We start from the raw sequence: 17,011 nt of genomic DNA on the forward strand, positions 1-17,011 counted from the left end.
AACCCGGCCGGCGCTTGCGCCATGTCAAGCCAGGGGCGCGGGCATGGCCAGCGGGCCGCGGTTTTGGCACAATGCGCAGGCTGTTTGAACGAGAGGCGCAATGCAAGCCGATGATTTGCAAAGCCTGGTGACCCGGGCCATGCCGTTTGGCAAACACAAGGGCACGCTGATCTGCGACCTGCCCGGCAACTATCTGAACTGGTTCGCCCGCGAAGGCTTTCCTCCCGGCGAAATTGGCCGCCTGCTGCAATTGATGCAGGAGCTGGACCATAATGGCCTAACCTATCTACTTGATCCGATAAGAAAGCGCTAGAAGCATGGCAATCCAATGGTTCCCCGGCCATATGAACAAGGCCCGCAAGGATGTGGCCGAGCGATTGAAAGACATCGACGTGGTCATTGAAATGCTGGACGCGCGGCTGCCGGCTTCCAGCGCCAATCCCATGCTGGCGCGCATGGCCAAGGGCAAGCCGCGGCTGATGATCCTGAACAAACAGGACCTGGCCGACGCCGCCGCCACCCAGCAGTGGCTGGACTGGTATCGCGCCAAGAAAAACACCCAGGCGCTGGGCATGGATGCCGGCGAGCGCGCGCCGGCGCAAAAGCTGGTGGCCGCCTGCCGCGAGCTGGCGCCGACGCGCGGCGGCCTGGAAAAGCCGCTGCGGGTGTTGATCTGCGGCATTCCCAATGTGGGCAAGTCCACGCTGATCAACAGCATGAGCAGCCGCAAGGTGGCCAAGACCGGCAATATGCCCGGCGTCACCAAGAACGAGCAGCGCATCATCCTGGCCGACGACGTGGAACTATTCGACACCCCGGGCATGCTGTGGCCCAAGATCGAGGTGGAAGAGGGCGGCTACAATCTGGCGGCCAGCGGAGCGGTGGGCCGCAACGCGATGGATGAAGAGGAAGTGGCGTTGGAGCTGCTCAAGTATCTGATGCAGCACTACACGCCGGAGCTGAGCGCGCGCTACAAGCTGGACGACATCGCCGGTCAGCAGGATTGGCAGGTGCTGGAAATGATAGGCCGCAAGCGCGGCGCGGTGCAGTCCGGCGGCAAGATCAATGTGCAGAAGGCGGCCGAGATCGTGCTGACCGATTTCCGCGACGGCAATATCGGCCGCATCACGCTGGAACGGCCGGAAGAATGGCTGGCCTGGGAAAAGCGCGCCAAGGAATTGGCCGCCATCCGCGCTGCCGAACGCGAAGCCCGGCAACAGGAGAGGGACAGCAAGAAGTCCGGCCGCCGCTGAGCCAGCGTCCCTTCTTGCTCCGCCCAAGCGCGGCCCATTGCGGGCCGCGTTTTTTTTGCCGCCTCAAAGCGGCTGGCAGGGCTCGCTGAAACCATAGCCCACGCCCCTGGCCGCCAGGATGGGGTTGTGTTGCGGCGCGATGCCGCTGAGCTTGCGCCGCAGGCGGCTGATCAGGGTTTCCAGTCTGCGTTCGTCGTAATGAAGATAATTGGCGCCCAGCGCCTCCGCCAGTTCGCGACGGTGCGCCGGTTCCGGCGCGCGCCGCAGCATCGCGCTCATCACCTGATGTTCCGCATGGGTCAGGTGCAGCTGCTGGCCGTTGGGCGCGGTCAGCGTGCGGTTGGCGGCGTGGTAACGCCAGCCGTCGGCGCGCTCCGCCGCGTCGCCGTCCAGCCGCCGCAGCACGCTGGCCAGCGTGGCCAGCAATTCCGCCAGCGGCGTCGGTTTGACCAGATAGGCGTCGGCGCCTTGCTGCAGGCCCTGCACCTTGTCGTCCAGCGCGCCGCGCGCGGTGAGCATGACTTGCCCCAGGCCGGGGTGGCTGGCGCGCAGCCGCCGGCTCAGCGCCATGCCGTCGATATCGGGCAAGCCCAGGTCCAGTATCAGCAGCCGGCAGGGATGTTCGGCCAGATGCCGTTCCAGCTCCTGGCCGCAGGCGAGGCCGGTGGCCTGGTAGCCGCAGCGCTTGAGCTGGAACAGCAGCTCTTCGCGCAGGTCCGGGTTGTCTTCAAGCAAGGCTATGTGCGTCATGAGCGGCTTTCGGTAGATGCAAGATGAAGCTGGCGCCGTGCGGCCAGTGAGGGTCCAGGCCCAGCTCGCCGCCGTGTTGGACGGCGATGCGCCGCGCCAGGTGCAGGCCCAGTCCCAGGCCGGGGCGGTTGCTGGTTTCCGCCAAGCGGGTGAAGCGCTGGAAAATCGCCTCTTCCTGGCCCGGCGCGATGCCGGGGCCGTAGTCGCTGATTTGCCAGACGATGCGGTCGGCGAGGCGGTGGACGCCGATCTGGATGGGAGTGTCCGGGTGCGCGTATTTCAGGGCGTTTTCCATCAGGTTCTGCAGCAGCATCGTCAGCAATTGGTCGTCGCCGCACAGCGGCATGCGCGCGCCGCCGCTTTGCAGCCAGAAGCGCCGCTGCGCGTCCGCGTCCAGTTGTTCCAGGCTGCGCCGGGTCAGCTCCAGCAAATCCAGCGGGCGGCTGTGCAGGCCGGCGTCGCTCACATCGGCGCGGCCGTGTTGCTCGGCCAGCCGCATCAATTCCTGCATCCGTTGCAAGGCGCGCTGGATGCGTTCGTGGCGCGCCTGCCGCTGCGCCAGCACCGGCGGCGCCGGCGCGTCCTCTTCCAGCAGGCGCAGGCTGCTGCTGGCGGCGTCGATGATGGCCACCGGGGTGCGGATTTCATGGGTGATCATCGCCAGCAGATCGGCCTGCTCTTCGCGCGCCTCGCGCTGACGCAGGCTGTCGGCCTGGGCCTGGCTGGCCTGATGCAGCGCCTCGATGCGTTCGCGCTCCAGCGTGCGCATGCGCAGGAACAGGCCGATGTAGAGCAGGGTGATGGGCGGCAGATCGGCCAGGCGGCCGTATTCCTGGATCCAGGATTGATAGGGGATGTGTCCCAGATGCAATAGCAGCGCGGGGATGTTGAGCGCCAGATTGGTGGGCAGATGCAGCGCGATCAGGCGGTCGCCGCTGTCGTTGCGCCGCCACAGCCGCCAGCAGACCGGCAGGGTCAGCAGATTGATGACGATGATGGCGTAGAGGGTGACCGGAATGCTGTAAGCGAGGCCAAAGGGCCAGAACAAGGCGCACAGCACGGTGGCGGCGCCGGCGGCGGCCTGCAGCTGGTATAGCCGGTAGGTGCGGGGGTAGTCGCGCTTCAGTTCCAGCAGATGGGCGAAATAGGCGCAGCCCAGCATGACGGCGGCGCCCAGGCCGACGTAATTGCACAACAGCGCGATCTGGGGCTGTTCCGGAAACAGCAGCAGGCGGGCCATGCCGTCGGTGGCGAAGCGGTGGCAGGCCACCGCCAGGATGTAGCCGAACAGCTTGGCGTGCTGCGCCCGGCGGGTGATCAGCCAGGCCGCCAGCGCGATCAGCACCATGGTCAGCATATAGCCGTAGATCAGACCCAATTGCAGCAGGCGCTGATTGTTGTGGGCGGCCAGTTCCGCCTCGCTCCACAGGCGCGGCTGCGCGTTCAAGGCCAGCGACTGGACTTTGACGAAGACCGTTTGCTCATGCGGTAGCAGGGAAAAACTGGCGGCGATCAGCGGCAGCTCCATCGCGGACACCGGACGCCAGGAACCGATGTCCCGTCGTTGCCAACCGCCGTCCGGCAGCCGCTGATACAGGCTTAGCCGCGCCAAATAGCTGGGAATCAGCTCCAGCCAGGGCCGGGGCGGCACATCGCTCAGCTTGAGCCGCAGCCAGCAGGTGTCGTGCCCGTAGCCGCGCGCCAGTTTGCCGTCCGGCAGCGGCTGGAAACGCGTCTGCCAGCCGGCGCTGGCGACGCGGTCTATGCCCAGGCCGGCGTCGGCGCTGCAATAGACGGCGGCGTCCCGTTCGCTGAAGGTCCGGAAGCCGGCATGCGCGACGCCGCCGGCCAAGAGCAGGCACAGCAGCAGCAATGTCGACAGCGCGCGTGTCATCGGGTCAACGGCTCGAAGTTCGGGATTGGGGCGACATTGTGACGGCAATGTCATTTCTTGTCAGCGCTTACGCCAAAAATTAAAACAGATATCGTCGGCGTAATGAAAGATGACTTTGTAATGATAGGCGCAGGCGGACGGTTTTCGCCGTTCGTCGCTTGGGGGCGGGTCCGAATTCAGCGCCGCAGCAAGAACAGGCCGACAAGGACCACCAGCGCGCCAACGGCCTGGGCCAGCCATGCCGACCAGTGTTTGCCCGGCTCCAGGCAGGCTTCTTCGGGATTCTGCGGGTTGTAGAACACCGGCACGGTTTTGCCCGCCGGATAGCGTTGCACGATCTCTCGCGCCTGCTCGTCGCTGCTGCCGTAGCCGGGGTTGGGGAAGCGCAGCCGCTCGGCGCGGTGGACGCCGTCGGCCACGCGGTATTCGTAGCGCACGATGGCGCGGTATTCCCGACGGTCCGAGCTGTCGCCGCCGCGCGCGTGGCGCCAGTCCACTTCGCTGGAGACGATCTTGCCGGCGACGCTGGGCCAGCCGGCGGCTTGCTGGGCCTTGACGGACTGCTGCCAGAGATAGGCGGAAACGGCCACGCCGATGGAGATGACCAGCAGGGCGATGACTTTTTCGCTCATGGGGCGCGGATGCCTCGGTGAATGCGCCGGCGCGGCAGCGGCAGCTTGGCCCGCAGCCGGTACAGCAGCGCCCAGCCGAACAGCGCGCTCAGCGCCGCCAGGATGAATTTGGCGCTGCCGATATCGCTGTCGCCACCCTTGATCAGCACGGATTCGGCAGGGCTGCGCGGATTGTAGTAGACGGTGATCGCCTTGCCGGAGGGGAAGCGCCGCGTCAGATCGTCGGCGTTGCTGCGGTCGCCCGGCAGGGCGCCGTCGACGGCGAACAGCCGGTCGCTGTGGTAGACCTGGCCGCGCACCGTGTACAGGTATTGCACATGCGGCTGCCAGTACAGCTGATCGGGATGCTCGTCGCTGGACACCACCAGCATGCGGCTGCTTTCCACGTGGCCCGGCGCGTTGCGCCATTCGCGCAATTGATGGCTGGGCGTCAGCAAGACCGCGATCAAGCCCAGCAGGCTGGCGAGAAAGGCCAGCATCAGCGCGCTGACCCGGGCTTGCGGCGAGAATTTCATGATGGGCTCAGACGGCCTGGCCGGGATGCTCGAACCAGGTCAGCAGAATGGCCTGGGCCGCCACCTGGTCCAGCGCCGGCTTTTGCTTGCGGCCGCGCACGCCGGCTTCTTCCAGCATGGATTCGGCCACCACCGAGGTCAGCCGTTCGTCCACCAGCCACACCGGCAGGCCGTAGCGGCCCTTGAGCCGGTTGGCGAAGCGGCGCGCCAGCTGCGTCATCTGGTGTTCGGTGCCGTCTATGTGCATAGGCAGCCCCACCACCAGTTGCGCCGGCTGCCATTCCGCGATCAAGGCGGCGATGGCGGCGAAACGCGCGTCGTTGATTTCCGTGTCTATCGTGATGAGAGGGTGGGGAATGCCGAGCAGGGTGTCCCCGACGGCAACGCCGATGCGGCGCTCGCCGAAATCGAATGCCAAAGCACAACCTTCAGGCATGGCCGACATCCGTGGACAAGAGCGAGGGATCGAAGCCCAGCAGCGCCATCGCGGCGTCGTAGCGTTCTTCGCAGGGCAGGCCGAAGATGATGTCCGGCCGGGCCGGCACCGTCAGCCAGCCGTTGTCGGCGATCTCCTGCTCCAGCTGGCCGGCGCTCCAGCCGGAATAGCCCAGGGTGATCAGCATGCGGTCCGGCTGCTTGTGGTTTTCAGACACCGCGATCAACACGTCCTTGGACGTGGTCAGCGCGATGTCGTCGGTGACCAGCAGGCTGGATTGCCAATTGCCCACCGGCATGTGCAGCACGAAACCCCGGTCCGGCTGAACCGGTCCGCCGAAGTAGACCGGCTCGGCGCGCAGCGAGTCGCCGTCCAGCGGCAGATCGATCTGATCGAACAACTGCGCCATGGCGATGCCGGAAGGCTTGTTGACGATCAGGCCCATGGCGCCGTGCTCGCCGTGCTCGCAGACGAAGACCAGCGAGCGCGAGAACAGCGGGTCCGCCATATTGGGCATGGCGATCAAGAATTGATTGGACAACGATAGCGGTTCCATGCGGCCATTATGGCATAAGTCGGCGGGCCGGGTAGATGCGGCTGCGCGACGCGCAACAGGTCCGCGCGCGACGCGCGGCGAAGGCGGGCAACTGCTAAAATGCCGATTTTCGCCCAGCCATTGCGAGGACATTTTGCGTCTCACCCACATCAAGCTTGCCGGTTTCAAGTCATTCGTCGACCCCACCAGCATTGCCGTGCCCGGCCAACTGGTGGCGGTGATCGGCCCCAATGGCTGCGGCAAGTCCAATGTGATAGACGCGGTGCGCTGGGTATTGGGAGAATCCTCGGCCAAGCAGCTGCGCGGCGAATCGATGCAGGACGTGATCTTCAACGGTTCGTCCACGCGCAAGCCGGTCAGCCGCGCCTCGGTGGAACTGGTGTTCGACAACGGCGACGGCGCGCTCACCGGCGCCTGGGGCCAGTACGCGGAAGTGTCGATCAAGCGGGTGCTGACCCGCCAGGGCGAATCCAGTTACTTCATCAACAACCAGCAAGTGCGCCGCCGCGACATCACCGATCTGTTCCTGGGCACCGGCGTGGGCGCGCGCGGCTACGCGGTGATCGAGCAGGGCATGATCTCCCGCATCATCGAAGCGCGGCCGGAAGAACTGCGCGCCTATCTGGAAGAAGCCGCCGGCGTGTCCAAGTACAAGGAACGCCGCCGAGAGACCGAACACCGCATCGCGGACACCCGCGCCAATCTGGAACGCATCGCCGACTTGCGGCAAGAGCTGGAACGCCAGGTGGAGCGGCTGTCCGAGCAGGCCGAAGTGGCCGCCCAATACCACGATCTGCGCGGCGCGCTGACGCACAAGCAAAACCTGTTGGCCTTGGCGCGGCGCGAAGAGGCCGCGCGCAACGAGGCGGCGGCGCGCGGGGAACTGGCGCGCATAGAAACCGAGGAAGCGGCGCTGGAGGCCGCGGTCACCCATGTGGAGGCCGAGTCCGAGACCGTGCGCGAAAGCCATTTCGCCGCCAGCGACGAAGTGCACGAGGCGCAACAGCGCTTGTTCGAGGCCAACGCCCAACTGGCGCGGCTGGAAGAGGCTCAGCGCCATCGCGAGCAGAACCGCGCCCGCGTCGACCGCGAACTGGGCGCCGTGCGCACCGAGCGCCAGGTGCTGGCCGAAAGCCGCGGCCAGGTGAAGGCCGAACTGGACGATTGGCTGCCGCGGCGGGAAGAAGCGCAGATGCGGCTGGAAGAGGCGCAGATGACGCTGGAGGACGGTGCCGACGAACTGCCCACCGCCGAGGCGGAATACCGCGCCATCGAACAACAACTGAACGGATTGACCGCGCAGCAGGCCAAGCTCGGCCGCGATCGCGACCTGGCGCGCCAGAACGGCGAGCATCAGCGCCGCAACCTGGAACAACTGTCCGGCCGGGAAGACGCATTGCGGCGCGAGCTGAGCGATCTGAACCTGCCGGACCAAGAGAAGCAACAAGCCGCCGCCGCCGAAGCGGAACGCGCGCGCGGCGCGCTGGAAACGGTGCGCAGCCGGCTGGTGGCCGACGAGGCCAAGCAAGCGGACCTGGCGGCCGAGCGGGAAAAACTGGACGAACAACTGGCCGGGCTGCGCAGCGAACAGGCGCGGGCCGAGGCCGAGGCCGCCGCGCTGGCCGGCATGCTGGCGCGCGAGGCGGCCAGCGAACAATTGGACGCCTGGCTGCAGCGCCGCGGCCTGGCCGAGGCGCCGCAGCTGTGGCAAAGCCTGCAGGTGGAGCCCAAGTGGCAGCCGGCGCTGGAGGCGGCGCTGGGCGAGCGTCTTGCCGCGCGTGCCGCCGCGCTGCAAGGAGAACCGCCGCCGGCGGCGCTGGCGCTGGCGGACGGCGCGGCGGCGCGCGATTGGCAGGCCGAGCGCCCGTGGCCGACGTTGCTGCAGCAAGTGCGCGCCGCCCAGCCCTTCCAGGCGGCCTTGCAGGACTGGCTGGCCGGCGTTTACCTGGCCGGCTCGCTGGACGAGGCCTTGGCCATGCGCGGGCAGTTGCCGGCCGGCGCCTGCCTGCTGACGCCGGAGGGCCACCGCGTTTACGCCGCCAGCCTCTGCCTGCACGCCGAAGCCAGCGGCGACGGCCTGATGGCGCGCAAGGCGCTGCTGGAAGCAGCGCAGGCGCGGTTGGACGCCTTGTCGCCGGAAATCGACGCCTTGCAGCGGCGCCGCGAATCCTTGCAAAGCCGCGGCGGCATGCTGGCCGAGGCGGTGCGCGCGCAAAAGGGCGCGCTGACCCGCTTGGAAGCGGAGCTGAACGCGGCGACGCTGGAACACGTCAAGCTGGATCAGGCCGCGCGGCAGGGCGCGGCGCGGCTGGCGGCGATCGAGGCCGAGCGCGGCCGCATCGCCGAAGAGGGCGAACTGGCGCGTCAGAGCATCGCCGAGGCCGAAATGCTGGGCGAAGAGACGGCGCTGACGCTGGAAGAACTGACTGTGCAGCTGGAAGACATGCGCGTGGACCGGCTCAACGCCGAAACCGGCTTGCAACTGGCGCGCAACAAGACCCGCGACGCCGAGCGCATGCTGCACGAGATCAAGCTGGAAATGAGCACCGCCGAGCAGAAGGTGGCGGAGCTGGCGCGGCGCGGTCGCGAACTGGACGAGCGCGACCAGCAACTGGCCGAGCGCCTGGAAACCCTGGCCGAAGAGGCCGAGGCGGTGGAGGAGGCGGTGCCGGAGGAGGCCTTGCAACTGGCCCTGGCCGAGCGGGAGCAACGCGAACATAGTCTGGGCGCGGTGCGTGACCGGCTAAACGGCCTGACCGAGAAGCTGCGCGAACTGACCCATCAACAACAGCAAGCCAACGCCGCTTTGCCGGCGCTGCGCGAAGCGCGCTCGGACTGGTTGCTCAAGCACCAGGAAGCGCGGCTGGCGATGGAGCGCTTCGCCGAAGAACTGGCCAGCGCCGGCGCCGACGAAGCCGCGCTGATGGCCGATTTGAGCGAGGCGGTGAAACCGAACGCGTTGGCCGCCGAGATCGCGCGGCTGGCGCGCGCGCTGGAAGGCCTGGGCGCGGTCAATCTGGCCGCGTTGGAAGAACTGGACGAAGCCCGGAAGCGCGGCGATTACCTGGCGGCTCAGTCCGAGGACCTGAATCAGGCGATGGCCACGCTGGAGGAGGCCATCGCCAAGATAGACGGCGAAACCCGCGAAATGCTGCAAGCCACTTACGACGCGGTCAACGCCAAGATGCGCGAGTTCTTCCCCACGCTGTTCGGGGGCGGCCGCGCCGAACTGGTGCTGACCGGCGAGGACTTGCTGGACGCCGGCGTGCAGATCATCGCCCAGCCGCCGGGCAAGAAGAACAGCACCATTCACCTGCTGTCCGGCGGGGAAAAGGCGTTGACGGCGATGAGCCTGGTGTTCTCGCTGTTCTCTCTGAATCCCGCGCCGTTCTGCCTGTTGGACGAGGTGGACGCGCCGCTGGACGACGCCAATACCAGCCGCTTCTGCGATCTGGTCAAGCAGATGTCGGAGCGCACGCAGTTTCTCTATATTTCCCATAACCGGCTGACCATGGAAATGGCCGAGCAATTGGTGGGCGTCACCATGCAGGAGCAGGGCGTCAGCCGCATTGTGGCGGTGGACATCGTGGAAGCGTTGAAAATGCGGGAAACCGCCTAAGAACCTGTTTGCGATCTGCTGCGCGTCGTGAGGCGTCACACGGTGAGTACCGCTTCGAAATGCTCATGTCGCACGCGTACATTCGGCTTTCTCAGCGGTTTTGGCCTTGCCTCGCCCTCGCTGGCGAGTTTTTGAAAAAGCGCTTGGCGCAATGGCAAAGTCCGCTTGGCGTCGGCCAGGTTTTTGTTAGTCATCGTTTAAACAGGCTGGTGAGGACTATTATCGTCAGTTACAGTTTGACGGCGCGCAAACCGGGCCGCGCGCGCGGATGGCATACTGCGCAGCTTCCCGACGGCAGCGGCCGTCGGGCGATATCATTGCTGGATGAATGGGCATGACCGTAAGCATCAAGCGTTGGGAACCTGAAAACCCTATCTTCTGGCTGCGCCGCGGGCGGCGCATCGCCAATCGCAATCTCTGGCTGTCCATCCTGTCGCTGCACCTGAACTTCAATATCTGGATGATGTGGAGCATGGTGGTGGTCAACCTGCCGGCGGTGGGGTTCGCGCTCAGCAATCAGCAGCAATTCCTGCTGGTGTCTATCCCGCCGCTGGTCGGCGCCCTGATGCGGCTGCTGTACTCGTGGATCTGGAGCTGGGTGGGCGGCGGCCTGTGGCTGGGCATTTCCACCTTGCTGCTCTTGCTGCCGGCTTTGGGCGTGGCCGCGGTGGTGCAGGACATTTCTACGCCGTTTCCCATCTTGCTGCTGGTGTCCGGCCTGTGCGGCATCGGCGGCGGCGCCAGCGCCTCCCATCTGTCCAATACCAGTTTCTTCTTTCCCAAGGCGGCCAAGGGGCTGGCGATGGGGCTGAACGCGGGCTTGGGGAATCTGGGCGTGTCGGTGGCGCAACTGGCGATTCCGGTGGTCATTCTGCTGCCCTTGTTCGGCGAGGCGGGCGGGCCGCAGATCTGGGGCGTCGGCGGCGTCGTTCACCCGGTGTGGCTGCAGAACGCCGGCTATCTATGGCTGCCCTTCATCGTGGTCATCGCGCTGGCCTGCCTGTTGTACGCGCATGATCTGCCCAAGCTGCGCATCACGCCGCATGACCAGCTGGACGCGATGCGCGACCCGCACACCTGGTATATCTGCCTGCTGTACATGGGCAGCTACGGCACTTTCCTCGGCTTCGCCGCCGCCTTTCCCTTGCTGGCGCGCAATATGTTTCCTCTGGTCGACGTCACCCCTTACGCCTTCATCGGCCCCATGGTCTGCGCCTTGTCGCGGCCGCTGGGCGGCTGGATGGGCGATCACATCGGCGGCGGCATCGCCACCATGCTCAGCAACGGGGTGATGGCGCTGGCCACCGTCGGCGTCTACCTGAGCATGCCCTCCGCCGGCAACGGCGGTTCGTTCTGGTTGTTCCTCGCCATGTTCCAGCTGATCTTCTTCGCCGCGGGTGTCAGCAATGGTTCTTCCTTCCAGTTGGCGCCCAAGGTCTTTCTTTTGCAGGCCGGCCAAGGGGCCAAGGCCGCCGGCCTGGACATCGCCGAGGCCTATGCGCGCGGCGGCCGCCGCGGCGCGTCGGCGATGAACGTCAGCTCGGTGATGGCGGCCTTCGGCGGTTTCGTGATTCCCAAATCCTTCGGCAGCGCGCTGGCCGCCTTCGGCAGCTTCCTGCCGGCCTTCGGCATGTTCTTTGTGTTTTATCTGGTGTCCATGCTGGTGGCCTGGTGGCAATACAGCCGGCCGGGCAGCCGGATGCGCTGCTGAGGCGAGCGATGCGCGCGCGGCCTGGATGGGCTTGGGCCTTGCTGGCATCTTTGCTGCTGCACGCCTTGTTGCTGTTTTGCTGGCGGCCGTTCGCGCCGCGGCCTTCTGCTCGCGCCGCGGTACTGACGCTAAGCCTGCCGGCGCCGCGGGCCGCCGGCGTTCCCGATGGCGTAGGGGCTAGGACGGAAGCGGCCAAAGCGTCGCCGGCCCCGCGCCGCCAATCTCCGCAGTCCAAGCGCCTTCCCATTGCCAAGGCTATTGCGGCGCCGCCGGCTGCGGCCGCGCCGCGGCAGCGTCCATCGTTGCCGACGGCGCTTGGAGGCGGCTCCAGCGTCGTGGAAGGCGAGCCGGCCGGCTCGGCGTCGACGCAAAGCGCTTCCGGCGCGGCAAGGGGCGGCGGACAGGACAGCGTGGCCTTGTATCGCGCCGAATATTTGAACAATCCGCGGCCAGAATATCCGGAGCGGTCGCGGGAAAACGGCGAAGAGGGCACGGTCTTGCTGCGGGTCAGCGTTAGCGCCGCCGGCCGCGCCAGCGAGGTGACGGTGGCGGTCAGCAGCGGCTATCCGCGGCTGGACCGCGCGGCCAAGGCCGCGGTGGAAAGCTGGCGCTTTGCGCCGGCCAAGCGCAATGGCCAGGCGGTGGATTCGGTGTTGACGGTGCCGGTGCGGTTTCAGAGCCCATGAGCCGCGTGCGCGGCAGGCGCTGAAAACGCAATGGCGGCGAGGGGCGGACCGCATTGCGGGACCGCGCGCCTCGCCGCCGGGTAAAGGCGGTTACGGCAGGAGAAATCCTAAGCCGTGACTTCTTCCTGTTCTTCCAGCGCCAGGCTGAAGCCCTCGCGCAGGCGGCCCAATTCCTGGCAGAAACCGGACAGGTCGTGTTCGCCAAAGCGTTTAAAGGCGATCTGCATATAGTCGATATGAGCGGGGAAGGCCTGGTCGAACAGGCGTTCTCCGTGTTGGGTCAAGGAGACGAACACGCTGCGGCGATCGTTGGGCTGCATGGTGCGGGTAACCAGACCCTTGTCTTCCAGCCGGTCGATGACGCCGGTCAGCGTCCCTTTGGTGATCAACGTGCGGTCGGACAGCTCCTTGCAATTCATGCCTTTGCTGTGGCCCAGCGTGGCGACCACGTCGAATTGCGGCGGAGTCAGGCCCAGCTGACGAATGTGCTGGCTGGCAAACTGTTCGAATGCCTGGTAGGTGCGCGCCAGCTCGTGGACCACCGGAAGGAAACTGGCTTGAGAAGTGTTTTTCATCGATCTATCCCTTGCTTTCCTAAGCAGTGTTTAAGACGATTTGGAATCATTCATTTGCATGAACACGAAATATTCTGGCACGAGATATTTCAGAGCGCCCCTGTCAGAAATGTCATCTACCGGACCTTATGGGCCTGAAAATGACGTTCCGCTTCCATTTGGCTCGCTTGCGGCGGGCCTGACTCGCGGCGCCGAACTGCCGACTGGGGCGGTTCGACGCGGTCCGATGGAACCAGCAGGGGCGATTCGGCATCCAATTCAGGTTGCGAACCCGGTTTGAAGCACCAAATTGCCCGCATCAGCTATCGCCTCGGCTTGATTTAGGCTGGCGGCAAGGCATTTACGGCTAAATTGCCGCCAAATGGTGCGCAAGCTGAGGCTTTCGTTATAATAACCGTGGTCTATCGCCGTTCTCGACTGGCCGAAACGCCAGATTCGAACGGTTTTGTTGCCGAATACTTAAAGGGAGGCTGTCGGCCTGGCTATTGCCGAAAGACGCCGCATCGCGCATTGAAAGATGCGCCGGCGCGCGGCGAGGGAGCTGCCGACGGCTTCGATTATTCGCCTTAATGCGGACTGGCTGATGAGCGAATTACAGATTGGTGTGTTGATACTGGGCGGCGCGGTGATCGCCCTGGTTTACGGATTCAATGCTTTCCAGGAATGGCGTTTTCGCAAGAAGACTCGCCAGGCCTTCACGCGCGGCCACGACGACGTGTTGCTGGACGTGCCCAAGAACAATGTGCGCGACGGCGTGAAGCAGGACAGGATGGAACCGGTGCTGGTGGACGCCGCGCCGGAGCCGGACGATTACGCCGCCGCTTATTTCGAGCCGCACATCCCCGCGGAGCCGGCGCGAGCCGAGACCGAACGCCCGCGCGAAGCGGTTTTCGACGCGGTGCCGGTGGTGGAGGAAGAGGAGGACATCCCGCAGATGGACTCCGCCGATCACCAGGCGCTGGTGGTGGCGATGCTGGATCCGTCGCTGGACTTCATCGCCGAAGTGGTGTTCCACGCGCCGCACGAGCTGGCGGCGATTCCGCGCTTCAACGTGGGCAAGCGCACACAGTTGATCGGCCGCACCGAAAAAGGCCTGTGGAAGCCGGCCGAGGCCTTGCCCGGCACCCGTTACAAGCAGATCAACGTCAGCATGCAGATGGTGGACCGCAGCGGCGCGGTGACCGAACAGGAACTGGCCGGCTTCTGCCAGCAGGTGTCGCGCTTCGCCGAGGAGCACGACGCCGCGGTCAGTTTCCCGCAGCGCCAGCAGAAGCTGGTGGCGGCGCGCGAACTGGACCGCTTCTGCGCCGATGTGGACGTGCTGATCGGCATCAACATCGTGCCGCAGGGGCCGATAGAAGGCACGCGTCTGCGCAGCTTCGCCGAGGCCGCCGGCCTGCAGCTGGAGCCGGACGGCGCCTTCCACTATCTGGCGGACTCCGGCAATACCCTGTATTCGCTGATGGCGGCGGACCAGATGCCGTTCACCTTCCACACCTTGCTGGACAAGTCCTTCCCGGCGCTGACGCTGTTGTTCGACGTGCCGCGCGTGGCCGGCGGCGTCGAGGTGTTCGACCGCGCCGTTTACTTCGCGCGCCAGCTGGCGCAGGAGTTCGACGCCCAATTGGTGGACGACAACCGCCGTCCGCTGTCCGACGCCGGCCTGACCCGCATCCGCGACCAGCTGCTGCACATCTACGGCAGCATGGACGACCGCGGCATCGCTCCCGGCAGCGTGGCCGCTTTGAGACTGTTTGCCTGAAACCGGCGGGAAGCCCTGGTGTCGCCTTGCTGTCCAGCCGCTACACTGGGGTGATAAGCCCGCTCGATAATCCTCCGTTTCCAAGGCCGGCGCCACGCCGGCTTTTTCTGTTTGAGTCCGACTGAACATGACCGCCCAAACTCCGCAACAGCGCGTAGCCGAACTGCATCAACTGCTGAACCGCTACGGCCACGAATACTATGTGTTGGACACCCCCACCGTGCCGGACGCCGAATACGACCGCCTGTTCCGCGAGCTGCAACAACTGGAACAGGAGCATCCGGAGCTGGCGAGCGCGGATTCGCCCACCCGCCGCGTCGGCGGCGTGCCGTTGGACGAATTCCAGCAAGTGACCCACAGCGTGCCCATGCTGTCGCTGTCCAACGCGTTTTCCGATATGCAGCTGAGCGAGCGGGAGCAGCGCCATGAAGAGCTGCTGCAGTTCGACGAACGGGTGCGCAAAGGGCTGGATCTTGCCGAGGTGGAGTACGCGACCGAGCCCAAGTTCGACGGCCTGGCGATCTCCCTGCTTTACCGCGACGGCGTGTTGGTTCAGGCGGCCACCCGCGGCGACGGCGTGACCGGCGAGAACGTCACCGAGAACATCCGCACGGTGCGAGCGATTCCGCTGCGGCTGCCGGCCGGCGCGGCCACGCCCGGCCTGCTGGAAGTACGCGGCGAGGTGCTGATGCTGAAGCAGGATTTCGACAAGCTCAACCGCGAGCAGGCGGCGCGCGGGGACAAGACCTTCGCCAATCCGCGCAACGCCGCCGCCGGCAGCTTGCGTCAATTGGATTCGCGCATTACCGCTCAGCGCCGGCTGTCCTTCTTCGCCTACGCCATCGCCCAGGTGGAGGGCGTGGACTGGCCGGCCAGCCACAGCGGGGAAATGGCCTGGTTGCGGGCGCTGGGTTTCCCGGTGGTGGCCGAGGACCTGCGGCCGGTGGTGCGCGGCGTGGACGGCTTGATCGCCTATTACGAACAAGTACAGCAGCGCCGCCCCGGCCTGCCTTTCGATATCGACGGCGTGGTGTACAAAGTCAATCAGCGCGCCTTGCAGGACGAGCTGGGCTTTGTGTCGCGCGCGCCGCGCTGGGCCATTGCCCACAAATTCCCGGCCGAGGAGGCCTTGACCCAGGTCGAGGCGATCGAGGAGCAGGTGGGCCGCACCGGCGCCATCACCCCGGTGGCGCGGCTGAAGCCGGTGTTCGTCGGCGGCGTCACCGTCACCAACGCCACCTTGCACAATGAGGACGAGGCGAGGCGCAAAGACGTGCGCGTGGGCGACACCGTGATCGTGCGCCGCGCCGGCGACGTGATTCCCGAGGTGGTGTCGGTGGTGATGGAGCGCCGACCGATGCAGCCGGCCGCGGATGGCGGCTTGTTCGACGAACCGCAATATCCGGCCTACCGGCTGCCCGGCGCCTGTCCGGTATGCGGCAGCCACGTGGTGCGCGAAGAGGGCGAGGCGGTGGCGCGCTGCTCCGGCGGTCTGTCTTGCCGCGCGCAGCGCAGCCAGGCGATCCAGCATTTCGCCGGCCGCCGGATGATGGACATCGACGGCCTGGGCGAACGCTATATCGACAAGCTGGTGGAGTACGACTATGTGCGCGGCGTGGCCGACCTGTACCGGCTGACGCTGGAAGACTTGCTGGAAATGAAGCGCCGCGCCGACGAGGACGAGGATGCGACCCCGGAAACCGTCAAGGCGGGCAAGGTGGCGAGCAAATGGGCGGAAAACCTGATCGAGGCGATCGCCGCCAGCCGGCGGCCGCCGCTGGCGCGGCTGCTGTTCGCGCTGGGCATCCGCCATGTCGGCGAATCCACCGCCAAGACCCTGGCCGATTGGCTGGGGACGATGGCCTTGATCCGCCGTTCCCCGGCGGCCTTGTTCGCCGCGCTGCCGGACATCGGCGGCGTGGTGGCGGAATCGCTGGCGGACTTCTTCGCCGAAGCCAATAACGAAGCCGCGCTGGACGCCTTGTTGAGCCATGTGGCGCCGGCCGACGAGCACGCGCCGTCGCCGCGCCTGGCCGAGCGTCTTCAGCCGGCCGTGTTGCTGGCGCGGCTGGACATTCCGCGTCTGACCGAGGTGCGCAGCCAACAGTTGGCGGCGCAGATCGACGGCCTGGCCGCGCTGGCCGGGCGCGAACGGCGCGCGCTGCTGGATCTGGAATTGCCGGCCGAGGTGATCAACGCGCTGGCCGATTGGCTGGACCTGCCGGGCAAGCGAGACAGCCTGCGCGCGCTCGCCGCCCTGGTCGACGAGATGCTGGCGGCGCTGCCGGCGCAAGCGGCGGCGGCCGGCGTGCTGGAAGGCAAGACCCTGGTGCTGACCGGCACCTTGCCGACGCTGAGCCGCGACCAGGCCAAGGAATTGATAGAAGCCGCCGGCGGCAAGGTGTCCGGCAGCGTGTCCAAGAAAACCCATTACGTGGTGGCGGGGGCGGAAGCCGGCAGCAAGCTGGCCAAGGCGGAAGAGCTGGGCGTGGCGATTCTGGACGAGGCCGGCTTGCAAGCCTTGCTGGCCGGAGAGTGACTGAAGAGCCTGTAGCCTCGGCGGGAAATGTTTTTTGCCACGGAAGCACACGGAAAAACACGGACCAAACCAGAGGCTGCTGT

14 protein-coding genes are annotated in these 17,011 nt (G+C 66.1%); 7 read left to right on the forward strand and 7 right to left on the reverse strand.

Annotated features, from left to right (window positions below; all coding sequences use genetic code 11):
- Positions 1-100 precede the first annotated feature (100 nt).
- Both QUG03_RS21200 and ylqF read left to right on the forward strand, forming a co-directional pair.
- Positions 101-313: a DUF3820 family protein gene (locus QUG03_RS21200; protein WP_019100859.1), complete on the forward strand. Its 213-nt coding sequence runs from the start codon at positions 101-103 to the stop codon at positions 311-313.
- Between the two features lie 4 nt (positions 314-317).
- On the forward strand, positions 318-1,253 hold the full coding sequence (ylqF, locus tag QUG03_RS21205) for a ribosome biogenesis GTPase YlqF (RefSeq protein WP_107798056.1): 936 nt from the start codon (positions 318-320) through the stop codon (positions 1,251-1,253).
- Positions 1,254-1,316: 63 nt separating this feature from the next.
- Here the strand turns inward: ylqF and QUG03_RS21210 are convergent, their stop codons facing one another.
- The 6 genes from QUG03_RS21210 to QUG03_RS21235 form a co-directional block, all read right to left on the reverse strand.
- Entirely contained in the window at positions 1,317-2,003 is a 687-nt protein-coding gene (locus tag QUG03_RS21210; RefSeq protein WP_107798057.1) for a response regulator transcription factor, read from the reverse strand.
- Positions 1,981-3,897 (reverse strand): sensor histidine kinase, encoded by a 1,917-nt coding sequence (locus tag QUG03_RS21215; protein WP_500820925.1) that lies wholly within the window; start codon positions 3,895-3,897, stop codon positions 1,981-1,983. The genes QUG03_RS21210 and QUG03_RS21215 overlap by 23 nt, the downstream gene beginning before the upstream one ends.
- 176 nt (positions 3,898-4,073) lie before the next feature.
- Positions 4,074-4,529: a DUF3592 domain-containing protein gene (locus QUG03_RS21220; protein WP_500820926.1), complete on the reverse strand. Its 456-nt coding sequence runs from the start codon at positions 4,527-4,529 to the stop codon at positions 4,074-4,076.
- On the reverse strand, positions 4,526-5,044 hold the full coding sequence (locus tag QUG03_RS21225; RefSeq protein ID WP_107798060.1) for a DUF3592 domain-containing protein: 519 nt from the start codon (positions 5,042-5,044) through the stop codon (positions 4,526-4,528). The genes QUG03_RS21220 and QUG03_RS21225 overlap by 4 nt, the downstream gene beginning before the upstream one ends.
- A gap of 7 nt (positions 5,045-5,051) precedes the next feature.
- Entirely contained in the window at positions 5,052-5,489 is a 438-nt protein-coding gene (gene ruvX / locus QUG03_RS21230; RefSeq protein WP_107798061.1) for a Holliday junction resolvase RuvX, read from the reverse strand.
- The gene (locus QUG03_RS21235; protein ID WP_107798062.1) at positions 5,473-6,036 is read right to left on the reverse strand and encodes a YqgE/AlgH family protein; all 564 of its coding nucleotides are present in this window, start codon (positions 6,034-6,036) and stop codon (positions 5,473-5,475) included. Before QUG03_RS21235 ends, ruvX begins: the two co-directional genes overlap by 17 nt.
- Here QUG03_RS21235 and smc point away from each other — a divergent pair.
- The 3 genes from smc to QUG03_RS21250 all read left to right on the forward strand — a co-directional run bounded on the left by smc (position 6,035) and on the right by QUG03_RS21250 (position 12,052).
- A complete protein-coding gene (gene smc, locus QUG03_RS21240; RefSeq protein WP_500820927.1) occupies positions 6,035-9,655 on the forward strand; it encodes a chromosome segregation protein SMC in 3,621 nt (1,206 codons plus the stop codon). The two genes, QUG03_RS21235 and smc, sit on opposite strands and share 2 nt — an antisense overlap.
- 334 nt (positions 9,656-9,989) lie before the next feature.
- Positions 9,990-11,366, forward strand: coding sequence for an MFS transporter (locus tag QUG03_RS21245; protein WP_500820928.1), 1,377 nt, complete (start codon positions 9,990-9,992; stop codon positions 11,364-11,366).
- A gap of 416 nt (positions 11,367-11,782) precedes the next feature.
- Positions 11,783-12,052, forward strand: a complete 270-nt coding sequence (locus tag QUG03_RS21250; RefSeq protein WP_500820929.1) for an energy transducer TonB — start codon at positions 11,783-11,785, stop codon at positions 12,050-12,052.
- 107 nt (positions 12,053-12,159) lie between these two features.
- Here QUG03_RS21250 and QUG03_RS21255 read toward each other — a convergent pair whose 3' ends face one another.
- Entirely contained in the window at positions 12,160-12,627 is a 468-nt protein-coding gene (locus tag QUG03_RS21255) for a MarR family winged helix-turn-helix transcriptional regulator (RefSeq protein WP_019103187.1), read from the reverse strand.
- Positions 12,628-13,210: 583 nt separating this feature from the next.
- On the opposite strand from QUG03_RS21255, the gene QUG03_RS21260 reads away from it, so the two are divergent.
- Complete coding sequence (locus QUG03_RS21260; RefSeq protein WP_227106779.1) at positions 13,211-14,389, forward strand: cell division protein ZipA C-terminal FtsZ-binding domain-containing protein; 1,179 nt, start codon at positions 13,211-13,213, stop codon at positions 14,387-14,389.
- Positions 14,390-14,516: 127 nt separating this feature from the next.
- The gene (gene ligA / locus QUG03_RS21265) at positions 14,517-16,928 is read left to right on the forward strand and encodes an NAD-dependent DNA ligase LigA (protein ID WP_500820930.1); all 2,412 of its coding nucleotides are present in this window, start codon (positions 14,517-14,519) and stop codon (positions 16,926-16,928) included.
- Positions 16,929-17,011: the final 83 nt, after the last annotated feature.

The organism is Chromobacterium sp. CCUG 30098, assembly GCF_059916605.1.

What these genes read in the sequence shown, in the direction of transcription:
- QUG03_RS21200 (WP_019100859.1), top strand. Translation starts at nt 101, where the DNA reads ATGCAAGCCGATGATTTGCAAAGCCTGGTGACCCGGGCCATGCCGTTT.
- ylqF (WP_107798056.1), top strand. Translation starts at nt 318, where the DNA reads ATGGCAATCCAATGGTTCCCCGGCCATATGAACAAGGCCCGCAAGGAT.
- QUG03_RS21210 (WP_107798057.1), bottom strand. Translation starts at nt 2,003, where the DNA reads ATGACGCACATAGCCTTGCTTGAAGACAACCCGGACCTGCGCGAAGAG.
- QUG03_RS21215 (WP_500820925.1), bottom strand. Translation starts at nt 3,897, where the DNA reads ATGACACGCGCGCTGTCGACATTGCTGCTGCTGTGCCTGCTCTTGGCC.
- QUG03_RS21220 (WP_500820926.1), bottom strand. Translation starts at nt 4,529, where the DNA reads ATGAGCGAAAAAGTCATCGCCCTGCTGGTCATCTCCATCGGCGTGGCC.
- QUG03_RS21225 (WP_107798060.1), bottom strand. Translation starts at nt 5,044, where the DNA reads ATGAAATTCTCGCCGCAAGCCCGGGTCAGCGCGCTGATGCTGGCCTTT.
- ruvX (WP_107798061.1), bottom strand. Translation starts at nt 5,489, where the DNA reads ATGTCGGCCATGCCTGAAGGTTGTGCTTTGGCATTCGATTTCGGCGAG.
- smc (WP_500820927.1), top strand. Translation starts at nt 6,035, where the DNA reads ATGCGGCCATTATGGCATAAGTCGGCGGGCCGGGTAGATGCGGCTGCG.
- QUG03_RS21235 (WP_107798062.1), bottom strand. Translation starts at nt 6,036, where the DNA reads ATGGAACCGCTATCGTTGTCCAATCAATTCTTGATCGCCATGCCCAAT.
- QUG03_RS21245 (WP_500820928.1), top strand. Translation starts at nt 9,990, where the DNA reads ATGACCGTAAGCATCAAGCGTTGGGAACCTGAAAACCCTATCTTCTGG.
- QUG03_RS21255 (WP_019103187.1), bottom strand. Translation starts at nt 12,627, where the DNA reads ATGAAAAACACTTCTCAAGCCAGTTTCCTTCCGGTGGTCCACGAGCTG.
- QUG03_RS21260 (WP_227106779.1), top strand. Translation starts at nt 13,211, where the DNA reads ATGAGCGAATTACAGATTGGTGTGTTGATACTGGGCGGCGCGGTGATC.
- ligA (WP_500820930.1), top strand. Translation starts at nt 14,517, where the DNA reads ATGACCGCCCAAACTCCGCAACAGCGCGTAGCCGAACTGCATCAACTG.